We start from the raw sequence: 24,251 nt of genomic DNA, 5'->3' as shown, positions 1-24,251 counted from the left end.
GGCTCCTGGGAAGGGAAGTCGGAAGGCCGGTCGGGGGGAGGGCGGGTTCAGATGCCGGCGGCCGCGAGCGGCGCGGCGACGGGGGCGGCGGCGTCCATGAGGTTGGCGATCTGGCGTGCGGCCTGCTCGGCGCTGCGGAAGTGCACGGCCTGCCAGCCGGCGGCGACGGCGCCCGCGCAGTTCTTCTCCAGGTCGTCGACGAGCACGCACTCGTGCGGGGCGCGCCCGGCGCGCAGCGCGGCGATGCGGAAGATCTCCGGCTCGGGCTTGCGGCTGCCCACGGCGTAGGAGCAGACGATGTCGTCGAAATGGCTGTCGCCGACCATGTAGCGGCGGTGCCGCTCCCACGAGGGCGGCAGGTTGGACAGCAGGCCCACGAAGGCGCCCCGGTCGCGGAAGGCCGCCAGGTGCCGGATCCAGTCGGCGTTGGCGGGGCGGCCGTCGAACCAGCGGTCGCCGAAGTTCTCCAGGTCGGCCACCAGGCCGAAGGTGCGGCCGAGTTCGGTCTCCAGCTCCTCGGACCAGGAGGCCTCGTCGAGCAGCGGGATGTCGATCACGCCCATGGAGTCGGTGCCGTGGGCCTCGCCCACGAGGCGCATGGCCTCCTTGAGCGCGTACAGCGGCACGCCGACCCGGTCGCAGAAGTCGTTGAAGGTGACGTCGACGGGCGGGGTGAGCACGCCGCCGAAGTCGGTCCAGATGGCCAGGGGAGCAGACATGACGGTTCCTTCGGGTGGGAGGGGCGGACGGAGGGAGCGGAAGGGGCGTCGTGCTTACAGGCGGTAGAGCAGCCCGCCGTAGTACCAGCCGGAACCGACCGCCGTGGACAGCACCAGGTCGCCGGACTTCAGGACCCCGCTCTGCGTGAACTCGGAGAGCGCGATGGGGATGGACGCGCAGCCGGTGTTGCCGCGGTCGGCGAAGTTGGTGAGGAACTTCTCGACGGGCAGGTCCAGTCCGTCGCGCACTCCGGCGTGGATGGCGTTGTTGCCCGGGTGGGGCACCAGCCAGTCGATGTCGGAGGTCTTGAGCCCGTTCCGGTCCAGGACGTTGTCCGCGACCCGCAGGCTGGAGCGGACGGCCAGGTCGATCAGCTCGGGCTTGGGCCGCAGGAAGCCCTCGGGGGCGCGGGCGGCCACGGTGTCGGCCTCGGAGGCGTCGCAGTCGAGAACGGAGTCGAGCAGGCCGCTCGGGTCGTCCGGGTCGCCCTTCTCCAGGACCACGGCGCCGGCCGCGTCGCCGAAGACCAGCTGCCCGCGGGTGCCGGGCCGGGCGCGGCGGGTGAACCGGTCGGCCGCCACGACCACGGCGCGCTTCCAGCCGGGGTGCGCGGTGAGGAAGGAGGCGGCGGTCTGCAGGCCGTGCACGAATCCGGTGCAGGCGCCGCACACGTCGAAGGCGAGGGCGCCATGGGCGCCGAGCTCGGCCGCCACGCCGGGGGCGATCTCCGGGATCCACTGCCGGTCGGTCCAGTTGGCGAGGACGACGAGGTCCACGTCGGCGGCGCTGCGGCCCGCGTTCTCCAGCGCGTTCCGGGCGGCCTGGACGGCCATGAACTCCAGCGTCTCGTCCTCGTCGGCGACGTGCAGGCTGCGCACGCCCAGTTCGGCGGCGGCCTCGGGCGGGTAGGTGCGTCCGCCGACGGTCACCTCGCCGTCGTGGCGGCGCAGGTGGCGCGGGTAGTAGTGGCCGAGCCCGGCGAACTTCAGCCCGGATCCGGTCCAGGTACGGCCTTCGGTACGTGCGTGCATGGGGGTGCTCCTCGAAAGATTTGGGGTGGGTGTGGCGCGCCCCGAAGGGGCGCGGGGCGGTTACATATGCGGCTCCGCCGCGTGGGCGCGACCAGCCACAACGGACCCGCAGGCGACGCGCTAGCGATACCGTCCGTCAGGGTCGAGGGAGCGCAACAGCTCCAACTCCTCCTCGGTGACCGGCTTCTCGGGCACGACCCCGGTGACGTCCGCGTCCCACGAGGTCCGCTCGGCCACAGCGGCCGCGGCCTGCACCTCGACGGCACCGGGACCGTCGGGCCCCAACCACGTGGCGAGGCGGAAGCCGTCCCCCGTGCGCCGGAACCGGCCGAAGTCGCTGACCACTTCGCGGACCCGGTCGCCGGGGCTCGTGCGGTAGCCGACTTCGCCGACGTAGCGGCGGCGGGAGGACGGGGCGATCACCACGCAGTCGGTGGACGAGGCGATGTCGTTGGCCCCGCCGGATCCGGTCAGCCAGCGGCCGTCCGCACCCCGGCTGGTGTTGATCGTGCCGGTGCCGTCGATCTCCGCGGCGGCCAGCACGCCCAGGGCGCGGGGGTTGGCGGCCACCATGCCGCCGAGGATCTCGGGGATCCCGGCGAGCATCTCGCTGCGCCCGGCGTGCAGCAGGCTGAACAGGTAGACGTCACCGGGCTCGGGCGTGAACCCGTACATCCCCAGCTCCGCCACGACCTTGACCTCGTGCCCGCCGCCGCGCAGCAGCTCGGCGGCCAGCCATGCCGCCATGTGCGAGGTGCCGATGCCGGCGAGCAGGGTGTCGTAGCCGTGCTCGCGCACCTGGTCGGCCACGGCGCGGGCGCCGAGGACGATCAACTGTTCCTGTCTGCTGGGCGGTTCCGTCCCGATCGCCGCGGGGGCGGCCGGTGCGGGCGCGGTGCCGCGTTCCGCCGCGGCGAGCCGGGCGCGGGCCGCCGCCTCGCTGCGGGCGATCTCCTGCCACAGCTCGGTCTCCTCGGCGTACGGCTCCTCGGGGACCGTGCCCGGTTCGGCGAGGGCCGCCCGGCGCTCGGCACCGAGCCGCTGGACGTAGCCCGCGTGCGAGCCGGGTCCGGTGACCCAGGTGCGGTACCAGTCGGTGCCGCGCTGCGGGCCGTGGCAGGAGGCGACGATCTCCTCCAGGAAGGCGTAGTCGTCCAAGTAGCCGGTCACACCGGCCAGTCCGCCCGTGCGGAGCGACTGGGGGTGGGCGCCCAGCGGCGCCTCGCACAGGCCCAGCACCCGCTGGCCGGGGATGACGACCCGGTCGTTGATCTTCCGCAGTTCCTCGCGGTCGACGATCCGTTCGACCGAGGCGATCACCCCGCGCTTCGCGGCGTACGCGGCCCAGGCGCCTTCGCCGAGCGGCGGCACGAGGGCGATGTTGCCGTCCTCGTCGGCTACCGCGCCGTGGACGAGGGTGACGTCCGGGCGCAACGGGGCCATGAGCGTGACGTGTTCGCCGGGCCGGGCCGGGTCGGGCACCCGGTGCAGCACGCCCGGCTTGCCCTCGGCCAGGTCGGTGCCGGCCAGCGAGCCGGTGACGGCGTAGGGGGCGCCCTGCGCGCCGGCGATCAGCCGTTGCACGTAGCTCAGCAGCGACCAGGCCTCGAAGGCGAAGGGCTCGCCCTGTTCCAGCCGGGCGTAGAGCGGGTTGGGCCGCGGGGACGGGTAGGTGTCGCCCACGAACCCGGCGATCACCTTCTCGGCGACGCCGGAGAGGGCGAGCGCGTGAGCCGAGGAGTGCACGGCCGTGGTGCTCACGGTCAGCCGCCCCTCCGCGCCGAACACCCGGCACAGCGCGTACGTCAGGGCGTTGGGGCGGGACGGGGTGCCGGCGAGGTGGACGTGGTCGCCGGGCCGGACCAGCCGGCGGACCAGCTCGTCGACGTCGGACGCGATCAGCGGCGGCCGGCTCATGACGGCGCCCCCACCGCGACCACCGAGGTCTGGCTGCCGAAGGCGAAGGACATCGACACGGCGAGCTCCAGCTCGGCCGGGCGGGCGCCCTCGAAGACGTGGTCGTGGTCGCACTCGGGGTCGGGCGTGGTGAAGTTGATCGTCGGGGCGATCGTCTGGTGATGGATCATCAGGCTGGTCGCGGCGACGTTGATGATGCCCGCGAGGCCGAACGTGTGCCCGTAGATGGGCTTGTTGGAGCTGATGGGCGGCAGCTTGCCGAGGGTCCGCTCGGGGTAGAGGGCGCGCAGGGCCCGGGACTCGGCGATGTCGTTGTAGCGGGTGGCGGTGCCGTGGGCGCAGAAGTAGTCGACGTCCTCGGCGCTGCGGCCGGCGTCGGCCAGCAGGTCCTCGATCAGGGAGGCGGTGACCTTGCCGGTGAGGTCCATGGTGGTCGGGTGGGCGGCCTCGTTGAGGGAGGCGGCGGAGAGGATCTCGGAGTAGATCCGGGCGCCGCGGGCGCGGGCCGTCGACTCGCGCTCCAGGCAGAGCACGACCGAGCCCTCGCCGAGCGCGAAGCCCTCGCGGTCGTTGCTGTAGGGGCGGACGGCGCGCTTGGGGTCGTCGCGCTCGGTGGACATCACGCCGCTGCCCATCGCCCGGTAGCAGGAGGCGACTTCGGGCAGGATCGGGAACTCGTGCCCGCCGACCAGCATCACGTCCGCGGCGCCGGACTGCAGTTCGCGCAGGGCCACGCCGATGGCCTGGTGGCCGCCGACGCAGGCGTTGCTGAGGGTGGTGACGAGGCCCTGGGCGCCGGTGTAGATCGCGGAGAGGGTGGCCGGGCAGCCGGGCAGGCCGCGGAACATGGCGCCCTTGTCGCCGAAGGCCGTCGGGTCGGCGCCGGTCAGCACGTCGCGCCACCAGGCGGACGGTCCGCGCGAGGAGGACATCACGACGCCCATCCGGCGCGGCTCGACGTCACCGGGGACCAGGCCCGCGTCGCGCCGGGCCTCGGCCACGGCCGACATGCCGATGAGGATCTCGCGGGAGTACTTGGCCGCGTGGGCGTCGTTCAGCTCGGGGAGGAAGGGGTGGTGGTCGAAGCCGGAGATCTCGGCGGCCACGTGCACCGGCAGCCCGGCCTCCGCGCCGTCGAACCGGGTGAGCCGGCCGACCTGCGAGAGACCGCCGGATATGTTCGCCCAGAACCGGTCCACGGACAGGGTGTTGGGAAGGACGACACCGATCCCGGTGACGACTATGGGTTCCTTTGTGTTTTCCGTCTTCGTCATGTGAACGACTTTATGGGCGGCGGGAATTCGTTCCATGGACCGCGGGGTACCGAATTCTTGGGAATTCCGGTACCGGGAGTACTGGTGAGTGCGCGGCAAAAAGAAAGCGCCCCGTAAGGGGCGCGGGGAACTGCGCGACCAGCCACCGACGGCCTGCAGCCGACGCACCACCCTCGGGGTCCGGGGCGAAGCCCCGGCAAGCGGGCGGCACGTCATCTGCGGGCGCGTCGTGGCTGGTCGCGCAGTTCCCCGCGCCCCTTACGGGGCGCCGTGGTGCAGGCCCTAGCCTGCGAACCGGTACCGCTTCAACTCCCGCCGCGCCAGCGAGGCACGGTGCACCTCGTCCGGACCGTCGGCCAGGCGCAGCGTCCGCGCATGGGCCCACAACTGGGCCAGCGGGAAGTCCTGGGAGACCCCGCCCCCACCGTGGGCCTGGATGGCCCGGTCCAGTACCCATTCGGCCATCTCCGGTACCGCGATCTTGATGGCCTGGATCTCGGTGTGCGCGCCCTTGTTGCCGACGGTGTCCATCAGCCAGGCGGTCTTGAGCACCAGCAGCCGCGCCTGCTCGATCCGTACACGCGACTCGGCGATCCACTCCTGCACGACGCCCTGGTCGGAGAGCGGCTTCCCGAAGGCGGTGCGCCGGGTGACCCGCTCGCACATGAGGTCGAAGGCGCGTTCCGCCATGCCGACGAGCCGCATGCAGTGGTGGATGCGCCCCGGCCCGAGCCGCGCCTGGGCGATGGCGAAGCCCTCGCCCTCCCCGGCGATGATGTTGGCCGCCGGCACCCGGACGTCGTCGAAGACGACCTCCGCGTGACCGCCGTGCGGCCCGTCGGTGTACCCGAAGACCGTCACCCCGCGCTTCACGTGCACGCCCGGGGTGTCGCGGGGGACGAGGATCATCGACTGCTGCCGGTGCCGCGGCCCGTCCGGATCGGTCTTGCCCATCACGATGAGCAGTTCGCACTTCGGGGCCATCGCCCCGGACGACCACCACTTGCGGCCGTTGATCACGTACTCGTCGCCGTCCCGCTCGATGCGGGTGGCGATGTTGGCGGCGTCCGAGGAGGCCACCTCCGGCTCGGTCATGCAGAACGCCGACCGGATCGTGCCGTCCAGCAGCGGCTTGAGCCAGCGGTCCTGCTGCTCCGGGGTGCCGAAGAGCGCGAGGACCTCCATGTTCCCGGTGTCCGGGGCCGCGCAGTTGACGGCCTCGGGTGCGATGTGCGGGCTGCGGCCGGTGATCTCGGCGAGCGCGGCGTACTGCAGGTTCGTCAGCCCCGCACCGAACTCCTCACCAGGAAGGAAGAGGTTCCACAGCCCCTGCCGGCGGGCCTCGGCCTTCAGCTCCTCCAGCACCGGGGGGCGCCCCCACGGGTGCCCGGCGGCGTGCTGGGCCGCGAACACCGGCTCGGCGGGCAGCACATGCTCGTCGAGGAAGGCCCGCATCCGGGCGCGCAGTTCCTCGGTCCGGGCGTCGTACGCGAATTCCATGGTGTCTCCGGTGTCTCCGTAGGTCAGGGTCGGCGGGCGGCCGCGTCGAGTGCCGCGTGCCCGCGCTCGACGAGCAGCGGCACGGCCTCGGCGAGTGCCGCCGGCTCGTCGCCGACGGTGTGGCCCTGGACGGTGCGGCAGTGGATGCCCTCGAGGATGGCGGCGAGCTTGTAGAAGGAGAAGGCGACGTACCAGCCGAGCCGGTCGAGCGGCACGGCGCTGCGCGTGGCGTAGCGCTCCACGAGCTGCGCGGCCGACGGCCAGCCGGGGAGCGCGCCGGGAGTGGCGACGGGGGAGTCGGGGAACCCGGCGAAGCCGTCCCAGTACATGCAGAGCATGCCGAGGTCGGCGAGGGGGTCGCCGAGGGTGGACATCTCCCAGTCCAGGACGGCGGCGATCCGGCCCGGGTCGGCCGGGTCCAGCAGGACGTTGTCGAGCTTGTAGTCGCCGTGCACGAGGGAGGCCGTGCCGTCGACCGGACAGCTCGCGGCGAGGCGGTCGTTGAGGGCGTCGGCGCCGGGGACGTCCCGGGTGCGGGAGTCCTCCCACTGCCGGCGCCAGCGCCGCACCTGGCGGGCCATGAAGCCCTCGGGGCGCCCGAAGTCCGCCAGCCCGGCCCGTGCGGGGTCCACGGCGTGCAGGGCGGCGAGGGCGTCGACGAGGGCGAAGGCGCTGCGCCGGGCCTCGGTGGGCCCGAGCGGGGCGAGTTCGGCATCGTTGCGGAAGGTGACGCCTTCGACCAGCTCCATCACATAGAACGGGGCGCCCAGCACCGCGGGGTCCTCGCAGAGTCCGAACGTGCGCGGCACGGGCACGGCGGTGGGCCCGAGCGCGGTGAGCACGCGGTACTCGCGGGCCATGTCGTGGGCGGTGGCCAGGACATGGCCCAGCGGGGGCCTGCGGAGCACGAGGCTGCGGTCCCCGCAGTCGATCCGGTACGTCAGGTTGGAGCGTCCGCCGGCCAGCAGCCGGGCGCCGGCGGGCGGGGGACAGCCGGGCAGGTGCGTGGCCAGCCAGGCCGCCAGCGCTGCGGTGTTCATCTCTCCTCCGGGGGCGTACGCCACGGTCCCGGCCGCCGTCGGGGGTTCGGGGGCCGGGACCGTCGGTGTGGGGGTGCGGACTACTTGTCGGCGGTGAGCTTGCCGGCGGTGCCCCAGCTGTCGGTGGGAACCTCGGTGACCCAGACCTGAACGGTCTCGGCCGGGATCTGGTAGGCGTCCACGAAAGCGTCGGTGATCTTGGCGACCAGGTCGCGCTTGAGTTCGACGTCGCGGGGGCCCTGGAGAACGGTGACGACCGGCATGATTCCTCCTGAATGAATTCTTGAATTCGCCGCGGTCTGCGGTGCACCACAGACGTTATGGGCCGCCGGAAAGGCCGTTCAAGGGAAATGCCTCCCAGGTGGACCGTGCATGTCCCGGAAGAAACACCGGCCGGTGTCGTTGGCGTCAACGGGCCTCTGTTCCGGCCCGATGCCGCCTACGTTTCGCTCATGACCACTGCAAACACTTCTTCTTCACGCGTCGCCATCGTGACCGGAGCGGCCCGCGGCATCGGCGCGGCCACCGCCGAACGGCTGGCCGCCGACGGCCACGCCGTCGCCGTCCTCGACCTCGACGCCGCCGCGGGGGCGGAGACCGTCGCACGCATAGAGAAGGCCGGCGGCCGCGCGATCGCCGTCGGCGCCGACGTCTCCGACGAGACGCAGGTCGCGGCCGCCGTCGCCGAGGTCGCCGAACGGCTCGGGGCCCCGACGGTCCTCGTCAACAACGCGGGCGTGCTGCGCGACAACCTCCTGTTCAAGATGACCGTCCCGGAGTGGGACACCGTGCTCGGCGTGCACCTGCGCGGCGCCTTCCTGATGTCCCGCGCGGTCCAGAAGCACATGGTGGACGAGGGCTTCGGCCGCATCGTCAACCTCTCCAGCTCCTCGGCCCTCGGCAACCGCGGCCAGGCCAACTACGCTGCCGCGAAGGCCGGTCTGCAGGGCTTCACCAAGACGCTGGCCATCGAGCTCGGCAAGTTCGGCGTGACGGCGAACGCGGTCGCGCCCGGCTTTATCGCCACCGACATGACCGCGGCGACGGCGGAGCGCATGGGCATCACCTTCGAGGAGTTCCAGGCGGCCTGCGCGGCGGACATCCCGGTGCGGCGCGTCGGCACCCCGGCGGACGTCGCCGAAGCCGTCGCCTTCTTCGCGAGCGAGGCCGCCGGCTTCGTGTCGGGCCAGGTCGTGTACGTGGCCGGAGGTCCGCTGTGCTGAGCTTCTCTTCTGCGGACGAACTCCGGGCGGCCGTGGGCCACGAGATGGGCCCGAGCGACTGGCTGGAGGTGGACCAGTCCCGCATCGACCTCTTCGCGGAGGCCACGGGCGACCACCAGTGGATCCACACGGACCCGCAGCGCGCGGCGTCCGGCCCCTTCGGCACGACGATCGCGCACGGCTACCTGACGCTGTCATTGCTGCCGGTGCTCGTTCCGCGGCTGATGGACGTCGTCGGCGCGACGATGGGCGTCAACTACGGTGTGAACAAGGTGCGTTTCCCGTCCCCCCTCCCCGCGGGTTCGCGGGTGCGGGCCAGGGCCCGCATCGTCGAGGTCACGGAGGTCGCGGGCGGGGTGCAGGTCACGACGGCGGTGACGGTGGAACGCGAGGGCGGCGAGAAGCCGGTGTGTGTGGCGGAGGCGGTGTCGCGGTTCGCGTGGTGAGGGGGTGAGCGTGCAAACGCCGGACGGGCTGACTGACGTCAGCCCGTCCGGCGTTTGAGGACCGTTTTCAGATGCCGCCACCCGCGGACACCAAGCCGCCGTCCACCACAAGGGTCTGCCCAGTCACCCAACCGGCGTCGTCCGATGCCAAATACGCCACCGCCGCCGCAATATCCTCCGGCACCCCGAGCCGCCCGAGCGCGTACCCGGCCGCCACCTCCGCCTCCCGCTCCTCGTAGAGCTTCTCGGCGAACCGTGTCCGCACCACCGCCGGCGCCACCGCGTTCACCCGGATCCGCGGGCCGAGTTCGCGGCCCAGCTGCTCGGTCAGGTGGATCAGGGCCGCCTTGCTGGCCCCGTACGCACCGATGCCCTCCGCGGGGCGCAGCCCCGCGACGGCCGTCATGTTCACCACGGACCCGCCGTGCCCGCCCATCCACACCCGCCGCGCCTGCCGCAGCCAGCCGAGCGCCGCGAGCACGTTGACCTCGAAGACCTTGCGGATCGCGGACTCCTCGACGTCCAGGACCGGGCCGAACACCGGGTTGATCCCGGTGTTGTTCACGAGGACGTCGAGCCGCCCGAACGTCTCCACCGCCCGCTCCACCGCCTCCGCCTGGTGCGCGGCATCGTCGGCCTTTCCGGCCACGGCCAGCGCGTGCTCGGGCCCGCCGAGCGCCTTCACGGCCTCGGCCAGCGGTTCCGCCGAGCGCGCGGTGATGCACACCCGCGCGCCCTCGGCGACCAGCCGCTCGGCGACGGCGAATCCGATGCCGCGGCTGGCACCGGTGACGAGGGCGACGCGGCCCTGGAATCGATTCACGGGACGGAACTCCTCAGAAGGGAAGGGAGAAGGGAGGGCGAAGGGAAGGGAGAAGGAAAAGTCAGGACGCCGCGCGTGTCTGCGCAAGCAGTTCCCGCCGGTTGGCCACGCCGAGCTTGTGCAGCACATTGCTCACGTGGTTCTTGACGGTCTGCCGCGCCAGATGCAGCTCGGCGGCGATTTCGTCGTTGGAATAGCGGCCGAGCAGCAGCCCGAGGACCTGTTGTTCGCGGGCGGTCATGCCCGAAATGGCCGACGGCGCACGGGTACTGCCCGCGCCGTGCTCCCGCAGGTGCCAGACCGGACGCCCGGCAGCCAGCGACTCCACGGCCTGCACCAGCTGTTCGGGCATGGCCGACCGGTGCACGAACCCGTCGGCACCGGCCGCCAGGCAGGCCGCGACCACGGCCGGATCGTCGGCACCGGCGAACACCAGCACGGTCGGCGGCCGCGCAAGCCGCTTGGCCTGCCGGGCCAACTGCACGCCGTCGCCCGGACCGACGAGGTCGACATCGGTGACGAGCATGTCCGCGCCCAGGCGCCGGACCGTCTCCAGCGCGCCCTCCCGCGAATCCGCTTCGCCCGTCGCATCGGCCACCCCGGAATGCCGCAGCAGCGAGGCCACCGCGGCCCGGGGAACCGGAAAGGGGTCGGCCACGACGATCACGCGGTGCTGCGACAGTGAGCAGTTCGTATTCATGGCTACCTCCAGGAGGCCGAACCTAGCCTGCGGAATGGCGAGTTCAGGCCCTTGTGCGCCGAGAGCGGCAGGCCCCGTATCACCAAAGGGCGCAGGAGGTCTCCTTGCGGGCCGAAACCTTGAGGTGCCGTTCTCCGGCGCCTAGCGTCGTTTCTGCGTGCGGATCCGAAATCACAACCGATTGCGCGGTGTTCCCCCCACCCCGATTCCCCCACCCCGAGACGAACGGAATGAATTCGTGCTACCTGTCGACGAGTTGGAGGCACGGAAGAACCGGCTTCCCTCCCTCACCGGAATGCGTTTCCTCGCCGCGTTCTTCGTGTTCCTCTGCCACACGTCGTTCCAGGGCTTCCTGGCCGACACCCGGCTCCAGGGCACCCTGCAGGACTGGCTCCTCAAGGCCGGCTGGGCAGGCGTTCAGTTCTTCTTCGTCCTGAGCGGATTCGTGCTGACCTGGGCGGCCCGCCCCGGTGACACCGCGCGGGCGTTCTGGCGGCGGCGCGCCGCCAAGCTGTACCCGGCCAACCTCGTCACGTGCGCCCTGGCGATCGTGCTGCTGCTGGCCACGGGCGGGGCCCTCACCGCCGAGCGCGCCCTCCCGAACCTGCTGCTCGTGCAGAGCTGGGTGCCCGACTACCCCGCGTTCGACGGGCTGAACCCGCCGAGCTGGTCGCTGTGCTGCGAGGTCCTCTTCTACGCCCTCTTCCCCGTGCTGCTGCGGCTGGTGAACCGGATCCCGGCCCGGCGGCTGTGGTGGACCGCGGGCGGGGTGTTCGGGTTCATGCTGCTCATGCCGTCGGTCGCGACCGCGCTTCCGACGCATCCGATGCTCGCCGACATCACGCCCTTCCCCCGGTTCTGGTTCGTGTACGCCTTCCCGCTGACCCGGGTGGCCGACTTCGCCCTCGGCATCCTGCTGGCCAGGATCGTCCTCAGCGGCCGGTGGATCCGCGTCGGCCTGCTGCCCGCGACCGCCGTCGCCGCGGTCAGCTTCGTGATCACGGTTGCGGCCCCGGTCCTCTACTCGATGACCGCCACCATGGCCGTCGGCCTGTTCCTGGTGATCGGCGCCGGTGCGGCCGGCGACCTGGGACACCGGCCGTCGCTGCTCAACGGGCGCCGCATGCGCTGGCTGGGCGAGGTGTCCTTCGCGTTCTACATGGTGCACGTCCTGGTCCTGACCTACGGGCACCGCGCCCTGGGCAACGGGGCCTGGTCCCTGCCGGTCGCCCTCGCCGTCTGCGCCGCGCTGTTCCTGGTGACGCTCGGGGCGGCCGCCCTCCTGCTGAGGTTCGTGGAGCGGCCGGCCATGAAGTACCTGAGCCGCAAGCGGGCGCCCGAGGCGCAGGAGCGGATCCCGGTCTTCGAACCGCCGGTCCTGCCGCGCGTGCGCGAGCTCGTCCGTTCCTGAACTCCCCACGTCTCCACGGTCCGAGACCGGTGCCGCCCCTCCGTCCCCCCTGTACGGAGGGGCGGCACCGGCATTCCTCCACTCATTCCTCGATGGGAAAAGCCATGACCACCCTCGTCGACGCCCCACCCGCCGCGGTGGCGCCGCGGATGACCCCGCGCCAGCGCCTGGTGCTCACCCTCCTGCTCGGCTCGCAGTTCATGCTTGCCGTCGACTTCTCCATCCTGAACATCGCCCTGCCGGACATCGGCCGCAGCCTGGGGTTCTCCCTCGGGAACCTGCAGTGGATCTCCACGGCGATGATGCTGCCGTCGGCCGGCTTCACCCTGCTGTTCGGCAGGCTGGCCGACATCGCCGGGCGGCGGCGCATGCTGCTGGCCGGCATGGCGCTGCTCGTCGTGGGCTCGTTCGTCGGCGGCATCGCCGACAGCCCGGCCCTGCTGCTGGCGGCACGGGTCGCCCAGGGCCTCGCCTCGGCCCTCGCCACCCCGGCCGCGCTGTCGCTGCTGACCACCTCGCTGCCGGAGGGCCCGCTGCGCGAGAAGGCGCTGGGCCTCAACGGCACGCTGATCTCAGCGGGGTTCACCGTCGGAGCGGTGCTCGGCGGTCTCCTGACCGATCTGCTGAGCTGGCGCTGGGGGTTCTTCGTCAACATCCCGGTGGGCATCGCCGTCCTCCTCGCGGCCCCGGCGGTCGTCCCCGAGAGCCGCGGCGAGCGCACGAAGCTGGACGTTCCCGGGGCGGTCACGGTCACCGGAGGGCTCCTGGCGCTGGTCTACGGCGTGACGGCGGCCGGGCAGCACGGCTGGACGGACCCGGTCGCGCTCTCCTGCCTGGCGGCGGCCGCCCTCCTGCTCGTCGCCTTCTGGCGCGTCGAACTGCGGGCGAAGGCACCGCTCGCCCCGGTGCGGGTGCTGACGCGGCGCACGGTCAGCTGGGGCAACTTCGGCGGACTGATCACGTTCACGATGGAGAGCTCGGTCGTCTTCCTGCTGACCCTCTACCTGCAGCAGGTCTTCGGCTGCAGCCCGTTCCAGACCGGCCTGGCGTTCTGCGGCATCGGCGTCGCCTCCTTCCTCGGCGGGCTGGCCGCGCCGCGGCTGATCGGCCGGTACGGCAACCGCACCGTCCTCTCCGCCGGCCTGCTGCTGCAGGCCGTGGCCACCGCGGCGCTGTTCCTCATCGGCCCCGGGGGCGGCGGCGCCCTGGCCGTGATGCTGGCGGCCTCCTCCGCGGGCGCCTTCGGCCACCTCTGCGCCATCGTCGGCTACATGGTCACCGCCACCTCGGGCCTGCCGGACGGTGAGCAGGGCCTGGCCACCGGCCTCGCCTCGATGACCCAGCAGGCGGGCATCACCCTCGGCATCCCGGTGCTCAGCGCCATCGCCACCGCCCGCACCGCGGCCACCGGCTCCGTCCTGTCCGGCCTCCACGCTGCGCTGCTTGCTGACGCCGCGATCGTTTTGGCGGGTGCCGCTCTGGTCCGCGCGGGTCTGCGGGGCCGCTGATCGCGGGGATTGCACGGAGCCCCGTACCGCCGAGCGCGCGGTACGGGGCGAGGTGCGCCCCGTGAGGGGCGCGGGGAACTGCGCGAGCAACCACGACGGGCCCGCAGTCGACGTCCCCGGGGTTTCGCCCCGGACCCCTGGACGTCGGCTGCAGGCCGGCTGTGGCTGGTCGCGCAGTTCCCCGCGCCCCTCACGGGGCGAGGCACTACACCTGTTGGGGGCGCGGGTCCCGGCGGGCCTCCCGCAGGAGCTGGGCGAGTTCCCCGGCGCGGAGCGCCGCCCGCGTCGCGTACAGGTGCCCGTCCGGCCGGACGACGGCGGCGACCGGGCGGGGCCCGAAGGCCTCGGTGAGCGGGCCGTGGGACTGGCTGGGCGCCTCGACCACCTCCGCCAGGCCCGCGGCCTCCGAGCGCACGGCGGCGGCCATCCGGTGCCAGTGGTGTGGCCGGTTGCGGCCCACGTGCAGCAGGACGGTCCAGCTGTCGCGCGACACGGCCGTCCAGGTGCCGGTGGTGCCGCCCTCGCCGAGCAGCACCGGCACCCGGTCGCCGGGCACGAGGCGGCCGTTGCGGGGGGCCTTGACCGTCTCGGGGCGGTAGGTGGCGTCGATCTGCCCGATCTTGGGGGCCAGTTGCCGCTGCAGCATTCCGGTGCGGTCGGCGGCGCGGACGATCCCGTCGCGCAGGGCGATCTGCGCGGGGTGCCGCAGGAAGCCCCAGCGGGTCTGCAGCGACGTGGAACGCGTCACCGCATGCGCGGCGGCCCGGCGTTCGACGCCGTAGCTGTCGAGCGCGGACTCCTCCATCCGGCCGCGGGCCACGGCGGCCAGCTTCCAGCCGAGGTTGAAGGCGTCCTGCAGCCCGGTGTTCATGCCCTGCGCCCCGGCCGGGCTCATGATGTGCGCGGCGTCGCCGGCCAGGAAGCAGCGGCCGGAGCGGAAGTACTCGGCCGTGCGGATGTTGACGTGGAAGGTGGTGCTGAACCGCAGCTCGCCCAACTCGACGCCACCGGGGCCGCGTTCGCTGACGATGCGCTGGAAGAACTCGCGGCCGGGCTCTTCCCCCGCGGTCTCCGGCGGCACGCTGACCGCGACCCGCTGTACGCCGTTGCCCACGGGGCCGAGCGCGAGGCTGCCCTGCGGGGTGTAGCAGTAGCTGACGAGGTCGGGGGCGATGTTCCCCGACAACTCGGCGTCCGTGATCGCGAAGCACACCGAGAGCCGCTCGCCGTCGAAGGGGATGCCGAGCAGCTTGCGGACGGTGCTGTGCGCCCCGTCGGCGCCCACGAGCCAGGAGGCCGTGATGTCCTCGGTGATGCCGCCGGGCTGGGTGAAACGGGCCACCGGCAGCGGTCCCGAGGTGTCGAGGGCGGTCAGGGTGCAGCCGCGCTCGACCTTTCCGCCGAGTTCGTGGAGCCGCTGTTCGAGGATGTCCTCGGTGCGGGACTGCGGAATGCCGACGGCGAACGGATAGGGCGTCTCCTGCAGCCGGTTCAGCCAGGCGGTGCCCAGGGGCGCGTGGTCCGAGAAGTACTGGACGCCCTGGATCCGCTGCCCTTCCGCCGCGAGCCGGTCCGTCACGTCGATGCGCCGCAGCAGTTCCAGCAGCCGGGGCCAGACGACCGTGGCGCGCGAATGCTGCGAATGGCCGCGTTCCGCGTCGAGGATCCTCACGGGCACGTCCTGCTGGAGCAGTTCGCATGCGAGGACGAGCCCGACGGGGCCCGCGCCGACGACGACTACGGGTTCAGACACGGATTCAGACATGGAAATGGCCTCCTTTTCCGGAGCACGTTAAGCCGGTGTCCGGGCGTCCGGGGCGCATGCGCATCGCAAGACAACGAGGGGTTCACTTAAGTAACACCGGTGCGTGTCACCGAGGTTGAATTTCGCGCGACGCGCGCTTCGCATAGCGTCCTGAGCGAACATTCGCGAACGATCGAGAAGGACGGACATGCCGACATGAACCAGAAGCCAGCAAAGGCAAGGAATCCCGTTGTAGGCCTCATCACCGTGGTCGTTGCGTCGTTCCTGCTGCCGGTGACGCTGACCGGTTCCTCGATCGCCATGCCGGGAGTGGCCGCCGACTTCCACAACTCCCTCCCGGCCGGTCAGTGGATCGTCAATGCCTACGACTTGACGTTCGCGAGCTTCATGCTGGCCAGCGGATCGTTCGCGGACCGCTTCGGGCGGCGCAAGATCTTCCTGGCGGGCAGCATCGGCTTCGCGGCCTCCTCGTACCTCTCCGCGCTGTCCTCCGGCATCGTCATGCTCGACGTGATGCGGGCGATCGCGGGTCTCGCGGCGGCCATGGTCCTGACCTCGGGCAGCGCCCTGCTCGCCCAGCTCTTCGAGGGCCCGGCGCGCACGAAGGCGTTCGGCGTCTTCGGCACGGCGGTCGGAGTCGGCCTGGCCTTCGGCCCGTTCGTGGCCGGTTCGCTGTCGACCGAGTTCGGCTGGCGGGCGATCTTCCTGGTGCCGGCCATCGTCTCCACCGCCGTGGTGTTCCTGACCGGCATGCTGCCGGAGTCGTCCGACCCGGAGGCCACCAAGGTCGACTGGGGCGGCGTGCTCACCTTCAGCACCTCTCTGGCCGCGCTCATCTTCGCGCTCCTCGAAGGCCCGGACCTCGGCTGGACGTCGCCCCTGATCCTCGTGTCCTACGTCGCCTGCGCGGCGCTGCTCGCCGCCTTCGTGGTCGTCGAACAGCGGCAGGAGCGCCCGATGTTCGACCTCAGCCTGTTCCGCCAGGCGCAGTTCGTCTCGCTCTGCGTCGCGGTCGTGGCGATCGTGCTCGGCACGACCCCGCTCCTGGTGTACCTGCCGAGCTACCTGACGGCGGTCAACGGCCAGACCACGATGCACGCCGGCATGGACATGATGATGATGACCGTGCCCACGGTGATCTTCCCGTTGGTCACCGGCTACCTGCTGCGCTGGATCCCCGTCCGGCACATGGTGACCGCGTCGATCGGCTTCATCGCGGCCGGCGTCGCATGGCTGACCGTGCTGCACCCCGGCATCGGCAACTGGGCGGCGCTCGGCCCGTACGCCCTGGTCGGCATCGGCATCGGCGTGTCCTTCGGCGTCATGGACGGCGCGGCCGTCTCCAGCGTGGAGCCGGAGCGGGCGGGCATGGCGGCCGGCATGTTCAACACCATGCGCCTGGCCGGTGAGGCGATCTCCATCGCCGTGGTCGGCAGCCTGCTTGTCACCTTCACGCGGGCCCAACTCGACGGCAAGCTCGACGCGTTCGACGGCCCGTACGGCCACAACCCGGACAAGCTCGCCAACGCGCTCAACCAGGGCCAGCTCGACGGCCCGGCCGGCACGGTCCCCGAGGCCTCGCGCGCGGCCTTCCACGAGGTGGCCGCGAACGGCTACACCAACGGCCTGCACACCGCGCTGTGGGTCATGGCGGCCTTCGTCGCCGCCGCCACGGTCCTGGTCGCCGTCGTCGGCGCCCGCCACAACGCCCAGCAGAAGGCGGCCGCCGCTGCGGAGACCCCCGGCACCGTGCCGCAGGAGACCCCGGCCGTGACCGAGGACGTGCCCGTCGGCGCAGCGCACTAGCCCCGGACGCACAGAAGCCGCCCTGTCCTGTTCGCACAGGACGGGGCGGCTCCGTCAGCGGTAGCGGAGGGATTTGAACCCTCGGTGACTTGCGCCACACTCGCTTTCGAGGCGAGCTCCTTCGGCCGCTCGGACACGCTACCGAGAGAGAGCTTAGCGGATGGTCGGCCCTGCTCCGAAATCGGTGTCCGATCCGGCCCCCGACGGAGCCCGGAAGAACCGCGTCAGCAGGTCCGCGCACTCGCCGGCCAGCACGCCCTCGATCACCTCGGGGCGGTGGTTGAGCCGGCGGTCGCGGATCACGTCCCAGAGGGAGCCCGCCGCGCCGGCCTTCTCGTCGGCCGCGCCGTAGACGACCCGCTCCAGGCGGGAAAGGACGATGGCGCCCGCGCACATCGTGCACGGCTCCAGGGTGACGACCAGCGTGCACCCGGAGAGGCGCCACTCACCGACGGCCCGCGCGGCCTCGCGGATGGCGAGGACCTCCGCGTGGCCGGTCGGGTCGCCGGTGGCTTCGCGCTCGTTGCGGCCGCGGCCGATGACGGAGCCGTCCGGTCCCAGCACGACGGCGCCCACCGGCACGTCGCCGGTGCCGGGCGCCCGCGCGGCCTCCGCGAGGGCGGCCCGCATCGGGGCCCGCCACGGGTCGCGCACGGGGTCGTGATCCCCCACAGCCTGGACGGCGTGGGAGGGACCCCCATGGTCGGGGACGGCTTCGTTCATGGCACCAGTGTGAGCGAACCCGCCCGGGGGCGGGTCAGCGCACTGCTTCCAGCACCTCGGTGCAGCCCAGCGCCTCGGCGATCGTGCCGAGCGCGTCCCCGTCGAGGCTCTGCAGCTCCTTGCCGCTCACCCCCAGGTCGCCCAGCAGCCCGTCGTCCCCCAGCGGGCCGAACGGCGCCGCCTCGGCGGCCGCGGTGTCGTCCCCGTCCTCCTCCGTCTCGGGTTCGCCGTCCTCGGTGCCGTCGAGGTCCGGGAGCCCGAGCTCCTCGTCCCGTTCCTCGTCGCGGCCGGTCAGTTCATCGACGAGCATCGCCCCGTACGAGCTCCGGGCGGCGAGGGCGGCGTTCGACACGTAGACGCGGGGGTCGTCCTCGCCGTCCACCCGCACGATGCCGAACCAGGTGTCCTCCTGCTCGATGAGCACCAGGACCGTGTCGTCGTCCACCGCGTTGTCACGGGCCAGGTCGGCGATGTCGGACAGGGTCTCCACGTTGTCGAGTTCTGTGTCGCTCGCTTCCCACCCGTCTTCGGTGCGCGCGAGCATTGCGGCGAAGTACACCGTGACTCTCCCACTGGTCATAGGCGGTGCCGGGGCCGGACGGGGAGCACCCCGCCCACTCGGAATCGTGGCAGAAACCTCGCCGTTGCGAGAGGTCTTCCGCGTTGCGTCGTGCAGCAGTCCGAAGAGATGTCGCTCACGTGGGGTCCCAGGGGCCCGTCGTGCCGCATCACCAGCGGAACGTGCGCATACGCATCTGCTGGCGCATCCGGGCGGCCCGGGCGCGGCGCGGCTGGACGCGCTCCCGCAACTCCCTGGCCTCGTTCAGCTCGCGGAGGAACTGGGCGCGCCGCCGTCTGCGCTCGTCGGCGCTCTCCGGCTCCGTCCCGGGCTCCACGGGATCCGCCGGGTCCGCGTTCCGCCTGGGCTTGTCATGACCGGCCATGGGCAGCACCACCTCGTGCCGAGGTCCTCGCCCGGAGCGACAGACCGGGCGTATGTGCCCACTTTCCCCCTCGCCGGTGGTTTGATGCCAGGGCCCCGACAGGCCTCCGTGCACGGGCATGGCCGGTACGGGCGGGCGCCGGGGCGTCAAAGCTCGGTTAATGTCGATGTCATGCGGATCCACGTCGTCGACCACCCCCTGGTTGCCCACAAGCTCACCACGCTGCGCGACAAGCGCACCGACACCCCCACCTTCCGGCGCCTCGCCGACGAGCTGGTCACCCTGCTCGCCTACGAGGCCACGCGCGACGTGCGCACCGAGCAGGTCGACATCGAGTCCCCGGTCACCGCGACCACGGGCGTCAAGCTGTCCCACCCCCGCCCGCTCGTCGTGCCGATCCTGCGGGCCGGCCTGGGCATGCTCGACGGCATGGTCCGCCTGCTGCCCACGGCCGAGGTCGGCTTCCTGGGCATGATCCGCAACGAGGAGACCCTCAAGGCGGAGACCTACGCCACGCGGATGCCCGAGGACCTCTCGGGCCGCCAGGTCTACGTCCTGGACCCGATGCTGGCCACCGGCGGCACCCTGGTCGCGGCGATCAACGAGCTGATCGCGCGCGGCGCCGACGACGTCACCGCCATCTGCCTGCTGGCCGCGCCCGAGGGCGTCGAGGTCATGAAGCGCGAACTCGAGGGCACGCCCGTCACGGTCGTCACCGCCTCGATCGACGAGCGCCTCAACGAGCACGGCTACATCGTCCCCGGCCTGGGCGACGCGGGCGACCGCATGTACGGCACGGCGGGCTGACCGAGAGCCCTGCGGGCGGGCCGCGCCTCTTTTTCGGGTCGGGTGCGGGCGCGTCGTAGTTGCTCGCGCAGTTCCCCGCGCCCCTGACGGGGCGCGGGGCGTACCGCGCCCCGTCAGGGGCGCGGGGAACTGCGCGACCAGCCCCCACCGGCCCGCAGCCTGAGAACCGCCCTCAGCACTTCGCCGGCGCGGACGCCGAAGCCGAAGCGGTGGAGGCCACCGCAGAAGGCGTCGGCGGCGCCGACGAAGACGGCGCCGTCAACCCCGCAAGCAACCGATCGGCATCCTCCTTCGCCGTCAGGGACTTGTACGCATCGCCGAGCACCAGGTCGACGTCCTGCCCCTCGCGCGCGTCGCTCCTGGTCTCCGCCCCGGCCAGCTGGGTGCCGAGCACCCGCAGTGCCCCGTCCACGGCGCCCTGGCCGCCCATCAGCAGCCCCGGTCCGGGGACCTTCTTGTCGTACTCGGCCTGGGCGTTGCCCACCTTGCCGATTCTGAAGCCGCGGCGTTCGAGCTCGTCCGCGGTGATCTTGGCGAGCCCGCCGCGCGGGGTCGCGTTGTAGACGTTGACGGTGATGTCGGAGGGCCTGGGCAGCTCCAGGGGGACCCGGTGCCCGGCCGTACGGCCTGCGTTCTTGCAGTCGCCGCTGCTCTTGTGCGCTGCCGCTTCCGTCCTGCTCCCGCCGCCGGAGAAGACATCGACGAGCTGGAGTGTTCCCCACCCGGCCAGCCCGAGCACGGCGGCGGTGGAGAGGGCGGCGAGCACGATCCTGCGGCGATTTCTCGGGCGGCGCATGTGCGGGAACCGATTGCCCGTGATGCGATACTTTCCGCCCATGCCGGGAGGGGTGAGCATGCTCATGGGCGCAGCGTAGTGCCGGGGAATGCCGCTGCCTACTAGATGATCAATGGGTTGACCCCACGCCAACCCAAAAGGGCCAATAAGTGGCCGAATGGCGATACGTGATGCGTAGCCGCACTAAGGGCGGCGCAGACGCTCAGTCGAGCTCGAGCACCCGGGCGTGCAGCACCTGACGCTGCTGGAGCGCGGCGCGCACCGCGCGGTGCAACCCGTCCTCCAGGTAGAGATCGCCGTGCCACTTCACGACGTGGGCGAAGAGATCCCCGTAGAACGTCGAGTCCTCGGCGAGCAGCGTCTCCAGGTCGAGCTGCTGCTTCGTGGTCACCAGCTGGTCAAGACGTACCGGGCGCGGGGCGACGTCCGCCCACTGGCGGGTGCTTTCCCGGCCGTGGTCGGGGTACGGCCGACCGTTTCCGATGCGCTTGAAGATCACACGGAAAGCCTACCGGGCGAGCGGCTCCCGGCGCAGCCATGGCACGGCAGAGCGAAGGGGGCAATCGGCCGCATACCGCGTCTTTGCCGCGCGGGATCCGCCGCTATTCCGCGATTTCCGTCCGTTCGAACCACTCGTAGACCGGGAGCCGGCCCTCGGCGGTGTCCGTGTGCCGCGGCGTGGTCTTGAAGTGCTCGTACCCGCCGCGGTGCGGGATCTTCAGCTCGACCCCGGGAGGGGTGATCGGGACGATGCGCGTGTGGAGATCGTCCGGGCCGCCTTCGAGGAACGCTTTGGCAGACATGCGCACAGTCTTGCCGCGATCGGCCGCGGCGGCTCCCCGACGCGCCGACGGGGACGGGGCCGGGCTTGACCCCGACGTCGCGTCAGGGTCCAGCGTGGGCCGCGAACGAAAGGTGATGGGATGAGCTACTCGGTCGGGCAGGTCGCCGGTTTCGCGGGAGTGACCGTACGGACCCTGCACCACTACGACAGGGCCGGGCTGTTGTCCCCGGGCGAACGCACCCCGGCCGGCTACCGGCAGTACGGCGATGCGGACCTGGCCCGGCTGCAGCAGATCCTCTTCTACCGCGAACTCGGCTTCTCCCTCGACGAGATAGCCGCCATCCTCGCCGACCCGCAGGCCAGCGCGGTGGAGCACCTGAGGGAGCGGCACCGGCGGCTGAACGAGCAGATCGTGCGGCTGCAGCGGCTCGTCGAGGTCGCCGAGCGGGCCATGGACGTGCAGCGCACGGGCGTGCACCTGTCGCCCGAGGAGCGGTTCGAGGTCTTCGGGGACGTCGCCTTCGACCTCAGCTATGCGACGGACGCGCACCTGAAGTGGGGGCGGAGCGAGGGGCATCGGCAGGCGATGGCCCGGGCCGCGGCCCACACCAAGGAGGACTGGCGACAGCTCATGGCCGAGGCCGCGGACTGGCGGGGGCGGCTGCTCGCCGCCTTCGACGAGGGCGCCGACGCCGACGGCGACCGGGCCCGGGGGCTCGCCGAGGAGCACCGGCAGCACGTCGCCCGCTGGTTCACGCCCTGCCCGCACGAGATGCACTGCCGGATCGCCGACGACTACGTCGAGGACGCGCGGGCCTTCGCGCTCGTCGTGCCGCCCGCCGAACAGCGGGCCGGCCTGGCCGCGTACGTCCGGCAGGCCGTGCACGCCAATGCCGCTGCCGCTGCCGCGGGCGACGGGGGGACGCAGTGAAGATCCTTGTCATGGCGGCCGGTTCACGCGGCGACGTCGCGCCCTACACCGGCCTCGGCGCCGCGCTGCGGGCGGCCGGGCACGAGGTCGTGCTGGCCGCGCCCGCCGGCTTCGCGGGGGCGGTGCGGGACGGCGGGCTGGGGTTCCGCCCGCTGCCCGACGCCGCCACCGGCGCCGGGGGCTCGCTGCTCGGCAGGGCGGCGGCGTACGTCGACGCGCTGGGGGACGGCGTCGCGGACGCCGTGGCCGACGGGGACGCGGAGCTGCTGGTGCTCTCCGCGACCACCGCCCCGCTGGGCTGGCACGCGGCGGAGGCGCTCGGGGTGCCCTCGCTGGGCGCCTACCTGCAGCCCGTGGCGCCCACCGGCGACTTCCCGCCGACCGTCGGCGGAGCCGGGCGCCCGCTGGGCCGCTGGGGCAACCGGGCCGCCGGCCGGCTCTCGCTGCGGGTCGTCGACCGCCTCCACGCCCAGGCGGTCCGGCGGCTGCGCGCCCGCCTGGGCCTGCCGCCCGGCCACGGCCCGCGGGCGGAGCGGGCCCGCCGGGAGCGGGCCGGGTGGCCGGTGCTGCACGGTTACAGCCCGGCCCTGCTGCCGCGCCCCGCGGACTGGCGGGACGGGCTGGACGTCGTCGGCAACTGGTGGCCGCACGTGCCCTCCGGCCTGCCGGCCGGTCTGGAGGACTTCCTGCAGGCCGGGCCGCCGCCGGTGTTCGTCGGCTTCGGCAGCATGGGCGCCGCCGCCGAGGGGCTGGGCGGGCTGGTCGCGGGGGCGCTGCGGCGGGCCGGGGTACGGGGAGTCGTGCAGCTGCCGGACGTGCCCTCCGGCGACGACCTCTTCGCCGTGGGGGACGTGCCGCACGCGCTGCTCTTTCCGCGCACGGCCGCGGTGGTGCACCACGCGGGGGCCGGCACGACGGCGGCGGCGCTGCGCGCCGGGGTGCCGGCGGTGCCGGTGCCGGTGACGGCGGACCAGCCGTTCTGGGCGCGGCGCGTGGCCGGAGTCGGGGCCGCAGTGGCCCCGGTCTCGCGTGCGGGGCTCTCCGTGGAACGTCTCGCCGACGCGGTGCGCTCCGCGGTGGGCGGGCCCGGGTACCGCGCGGCGGCGGTGGCGCTGTCGCGCCGGATGGCGGAGGAGGACGGGGCCGGGAGGGTGCGGGATGCGGTGGAACGGCTCGCACCGTAAGCGGGGCGCCCCGTCAGGGGCGCGGGGAACTGCGCGAGCAACCACGACGCACCCGCAGCCGACGTACTCCCCCAGCTACCCCTGGGGGTACCCCCAGGGGCTGCGCCCCGGGCCTCTGGGTGGTGCTTCGGCTGCGGGCCGGTGGGGGCTTGTCGCGCAGTTCCCCGCGCCCCTGACGGGGCGCCTCTGGTCCCGCCCACGCGGCGGAGCCGCATATGTGAACAGCCCCGCGCCCCCTACGGGGCGCCCCGCTTTGCCGCCTGCTTGAACGCCCGCACCTTCTCCAGCGACTCCGGGCCCGTGATGTCCGCCGCCGAGCGGTACGAGCCCTCCTCGCCGTACGAACCCGCCGCCTCGCGCCAGCCCTGTGGGCGGACGCCGAGGCGTTTGCCCAGCAGGGCCAGGAAGATCTGGGCCTTCTGCTTGCCGAAGCCCGGCAGGTCGTTGAGCCTGCGCAGCAGCTCCGTGCCGGTGTCCGCGTCGCGCCAGACGGCGCTCGCGTCGCCGTCGTAGTGCTCGACCAGGTACTGGCACAGCTGCTGCACTCTTTTGGCCATCGATCCGGGGTACCGGTGCACGGCCGGCTTCTGCGCGCACAGGGCGGCGAACGCCTCGGGGTCGTACGCCGCGATCTCGTGCGCGTCCAGGTCGTCGCGGCCGAGGCGCTGCGCGATCGTGTACGGCCCGGTGAAGGCCCACTCCATGGGGACCTGCTGGTCGAGCAGCATGCCCGTCAGCGCGGCCAGCGGGCTGCGCGAGAGCAGTTCGTCGGCGTCGGGCTGCTGGGCGAGGCGGAGGGAACGGTCCATTCCCCGATGATCCCCCGATGCGCCGCCTCCTTCGACCGGACGCGCACGAATGGCAGCCGGGGCGGTGCTCTGGTGGTCTGGAAGGGTTTCCCGGCCGGTCAGGAAGAAG

General features: G+C 72.5%; 25 protein-coding genes and 1 tRNA gene. 8 read left to right on the top strand and 18 right to left on the bottom strand.

Going from position 1 to position 24,251, the window contains the following annotated elements; all coding sequences use genetic code 11:
* Window positions 1-47 precede the first annotated feature (47 nt).
* The 7 genes from ACMATS_RS18470 to dmpI all read right to left on the bottom strand — a co-directional run bounded on the left by ACMATS_RS18470 (window position 48) and on the right by dmpI (window position 7,745).
* Window positions 48-719 (bottom strand): HAD-IA family hydrolase, encoded by a 672-nt coding sequence (locus ACMATS_RS18470; RefSeq protein WP_414168501.1) that lies wholly within the window; start codon window positions 717-719, stop codon window positions 48-50.
* 54 nt (window positions 720-773) lie between these two features.
* Complete coding sequence (locus ACMATS_RS18465; RefSeq protein WP_390777121.1) at window positions 774-1,751, bottom strand: ketoacyl-ACP synthase III; 978 nt, start codon at window positions 1,749-1,751, stop codon at window positions 774-776.
* A 120-nt stretch (window positions 1,752-1,871) separates the two neighbouring features.
* Window positions 1,872-3,668: a CoA-transferase gene (locus ACMATS_RS18460; RefSeq protein WP_390777120.1), complete on the bottom strand. Its 1,797-nt coding sequence runs from the start codon at window positions 3,666-3,668 to the stop codon at window positions 1,872-1,874.
* Window positions 3,665-4,942: a beta-ketoacyl-[acyl-carrier-protein] synthase family protein gene (locus ACMATS_RS18455; protein WP_414168500.1), complete on the bottom strand. Its 1,278-nt coding sequence runs from the start codon at window positions 4,940-4,942 to the stop codon at window positions 3,665-3,667. Before ACMATS_RS18455 ends, ACMATS_RS18460 begins: the two co-directional genes overlap by 4 nt.
* A gap of 282 nt (window positions 4,943-5,224) precedes the next feature.
* Window positions 5,225-6,442: an acyl-CoA dehydrogenase family protein gene (locus tag ACMATS_RS18450; RefSeq protein WP_414168499.1), complete on the bottom strand. Its 1,218-nt coding sequence runs from the start codon at window positions 6,440-6,442 to the stop codon at window positions 5,225-5,227.
* A gap of 23 nt (window positions 6,443-6,465) precedes the next feature.
* Window positions 6,466-7,482, bottom strand: coding sequence for a phosphotransferase family protein (locus tag ACMATS_RS18445; protein WP_414168498.1), 1,017 nt, complete (start codon window positions 7,480-7,482; stop codon window positions 6,466-6,468).
* Between the two features lie 80 nt (window positions 7,483-7,562).
* Window positions 7,563-7,745 carry a 4-oxalocrotonate tautomerase DmpI gene (gene dmpI / locus ACMATS_RS18440; RefSeq protein ID WP_336410464.1) on the bottom strand — a complete coding sequence of 61 codons (183 nt, stop codon included), beginning with the start codon at window positions 7,743-7,745 and terminating at the stop codon, window positions 7,563-7,565.
* Between the two features lie 189 nt (window positions 7,746-7,934).
* Between dmpI and fabG the strand changes: the two genes are divergently transcribed.
* A complete protein-coding gene (fabG, locus tag ACMATS_RS18435; RefSeq protein WP_390777116.1) occupies window positions 7,935-8,705 on the top strand; it encodes a 3-oxoacyl-ACP reductase FabG in 771 nt (256 codons plus the stop codon).
* Window positions 8,699-9,151 carry a MaoC family dehydratase gene (locus tag ACMATS_RS18430; RefSeq protein WP_390777115.1) on the top strand — a complete coding sequence of 151 codons (453 nt, stop codon included), beginning with the start codon at window positions 8,699-8,701 and terminating at the stop codon, window positions 9,149-9,151. The genes fabG and ACMATS_RS18430 overlap by 7 nt, the downstream gene beginning before the upstream one ends.
* A gap of 67 nt (window positions 9,152-9,218) precedes the next feature.
* On the opposite strand, the gene ACMATS_RS18425 is transcribed toward ACMATS_RS18430, so the two are convergent.
* Entirely contained in the window at window positions 9,219-9,974 is a 756-nt protein-coding gene (locus tag ACMATS_RS18425; RefSeq protein ID WP_414168497.1) for an SDR family oxidoreductase, read from the bottom strand.
* 61 nt (window positions 9,975-10,035) lie between these two features.
* Window positions 10,036-10,641 (bottom strand): LuxR C-terminal-related transcriptional regulator, encoded by a 606-nt coding sequence (locus ACMATS_RS18420; protein ID WP_414168496.1) that lies wholly within the window; start codon window positions 10,639-10,641, stop codon window positions 10,036-10,038.
* 271 nt (window positions 10,642-10,912) lie between these two features.
* Between ACMATS_RS18420 and ACMATS_RS18415 the strand changes: the two genes are divergently transcribed.
* Together ACMATS_RS18415 and ACMATS_RS18410 are read left to right on the top strand one after the other, a co-directional pair.
* Window positions 10,913-12,085 carry an acyltransferase family protein gene (locus ACMATS_RS18415; protein ID WP_390777112.1) on the top strand — a complete coding sequence of 391 codons (1,173 nt, stop codon included), beginning with the start codon at window positions 10,913-10,915 and terminating at the stop codon, window positions 12,083-12,085.
* 104 nt (window positions 12,086-12,189) lie between these two features.
* On the top strand, window positions 12,190-13,593 hold the full coding sequence (locus ACMATS_RS18410; RefSeq protein ID WP_390777111.1) for an MFS transporter: 1,404 nt from the start codon (window positions 12,190-12,192) through the stop codon (window positions 13,591-13,593).
* 205 nt (window positions 13,594-13,798) lie between these two features.
* Here the strand turns inward: ACMATS_RS18410 and ACMATS_RS18405 are convergent, their stop codons facing one another.
* Entirely contained in the window at window positions 13,799-15,358 is a 1,560-nt protein-coding gene (locus ACMATS_RS18405; RefSeq protein ID WP_414168495.1) for an FAD-dependent monooxygenase, read from the bottom strand.
* A gap of 195 nt (window positions 15,359-15,553) precedes the next feature.
* On the opposite strand from ACMATS_RS18405, the gene ACMATS_RS18400 reads away from it, so the two are divergent.
* On the top strand, window positions 15,554-17,164 hold the full coding sequence (locus ACMATS_RS18400; protein ID WP_414168494.1) for an MFS transporter: 1,611 nt from the start codon (window positions 15,554-15,556) through the stop codon (window positions 17,162-17,164).
* Window positions 17,165-17,222: 58 nt separating this feature from the next.
* Here ACMATS_RS18400 and ACMATS_RS18395 read toward each other — a convergent pair.
* The 4 genes from ACMATS_RS18395 to ACMATS_RS18380 all read right to left on the bottom strand — a co-directional run bounded on the left by ACMATS_RS18395 (window position 17,223) and on the right by ACMATS_RS18380 (window position 18,831).
* Window positions 17,223-17,307: transfer RNA gene (locus ACMATS_RS18395), tRNA-Ser, on the bottom strand.
* Between the two features lie 10 nt (window positions 17,308-17,317).
* Window positions 17,318-17,887 carry a tRNA adenosine(34) deaminase TadA gene (gene tadA, locus ACMATS_RS18390; RefSeq protein ID WP_390777108.1) on the bottom strand — a complete coding sequence of 190 codons (570 nt, stop codon included), beginning with the start codon at window positions 17,885-17,887 and terminating at the stop codon, window positions 17,318-17,320.
* 34 nt (window positions 17,888-17,921) lie between these two features.
* A complete protein-coding gene (locus ACMATS_RS18385; protein ID WP_390777107.1) occupies window positions 17,922-18,446 on the bottom strand; it encodes a hypothetical protein in 525 nt (174 codons plus the stop codon).
* A gap of 169 nt (window positions 18,447-18,615) precedes the next feature.
* On the bottom strand, window positions 18,616-18,831 hold the full coding sequence (locus ACMATS_RS18380) for a hypothetical protein (RefSeq protein ID WP_414168493.1): 216 nt from the start codon (window positions 18,829-18,831) through the stop codon (window positions 18,616-18,618).
* A gap of 171 nt (window positions 18,832-19,002) precedes the next feature.
* On the opposite strand from ACMATS_RS18380, the gene upp reads away from it, so the two are divergent.
* Window positions 19,003-19,638 carry a uracil phosphoribosyltransferase gene (gene upp, locus ACMATS_RS18375; RefSeq protein WP_336410476.1) on the top strand — a complete coding sequence of 212 codons (636 nt, stop codon included), beginning with the start codon at window positions 19,003-19,005 and terminating at the stop codon, window positions 19,636-19,638.
* A 172-nt stretch (window positions 19,639-19,810) separates the two neighbouring features.
* On the opposite strand, the gene ACMATS_RS18370 is transcribed toward upp, so the two are convergent.
* The 3 genes from ACMATS_RS18370 to ACMATS_RS18360 form a co-directional block, all read right to left on the bottom strand.
* Window positions 19,811-20,500 (bottom strand): LytR C-terminal domain-containing protein, encoded by a 690-nt coding sequence (locus ACMATS_RS18370; protein ID WP_414168492.1) that lies wholly within the window; start codon window positions 20,498-20,500, stop codon window positions 19,811-19,813.
* Window positions 20,501-20,636: 136 nt separating this feature from the next.
* Window positions 20,637-20,933 carry a type II toxin-antitoxin system VapB family antitoxin gene (locus tag ACMATS_RS18365; RefSeq protein WP_252541816.1) on the bottom strand — a complete coding sequence of 99 codons (297 nt, stop codon included), beginning with the start codon at window positions 20,931-20,933 and terminating at the stop codon, window positions 20,637-20,639.
* Window positions 20,934-21,036: 103 nt separating this feature from the next.
* Window positions 21,037-21,237, bottom strand: coding sequence for a DUF5988 family protein (locus tag ACMATS_RS18360; protein ID WP_171082005.1), 201 nt, complete (start codon window positions 21,235-21,237; stop codon window positions 21,037-21,039).
* Window positions 21,238-21,357: 120 nt separating this feature from the next.
* On the opposite strand from ACMATS_RS18360, the gene ACMATS_RS18355 reads away from it, so the two are divergent.
* A complete protein-coding gene (locus ACMATS_RS18355; RefSeq protein ID WP_414168491.1) occupies window positions 21,358-22,149 on the top strand; it encodes a MerR family transcriptional regulator in 792 nt (263 codons plus the stop codon).
* Window positions 22,146-23,333, top strand: coding sequence for a glycosyltransferase (locus ACMATS_RS18350; protein WP_414168490.1), 1,188 nt, complete (start codon window positions 22,146-22,148; stop codon window positions 23,331-23,333). Before ACMATS_RS18355 ends, ACMATS_RS18350 begins: the two co-directional genes overlap by 4 nt.
* A 236-nt stretch (window positions 23,334-23,569) precedes the next feature.
* On the opposite strand, the gene ACMATS_RS18345 is transcribed toward ACMATS_RS18350, so the two are convergent.
* Window positions 23,570-24,142, bottom strand: coding sequence for an HhH-GPD-type base excision DNA repair protein (locus tag ACMATS_RS18345; protein WP_390777102.1), 573 nt, complete (start codon window positions 24,140-24,142; stop codon window positions 23,570-23,572).
* Window positions 24,143-24,251 lie beyond the last annotated feature (109 nt).

Origin of the sequence: Streptoverticillium reticulum, from assembly GCF_047456005.1 — a bacterium.
In the GTDB taxonomy this organism is placed as follows: domain Bacteria; phylum Actinomycetota; class Actinomycetes; order Streptomycetales; family Streptomycetaceae; genus Streptomyces; species Streptomyces reticulum.
This window is presented reverse-complemented; position numbering and strand designations above follow the sequence as displayed.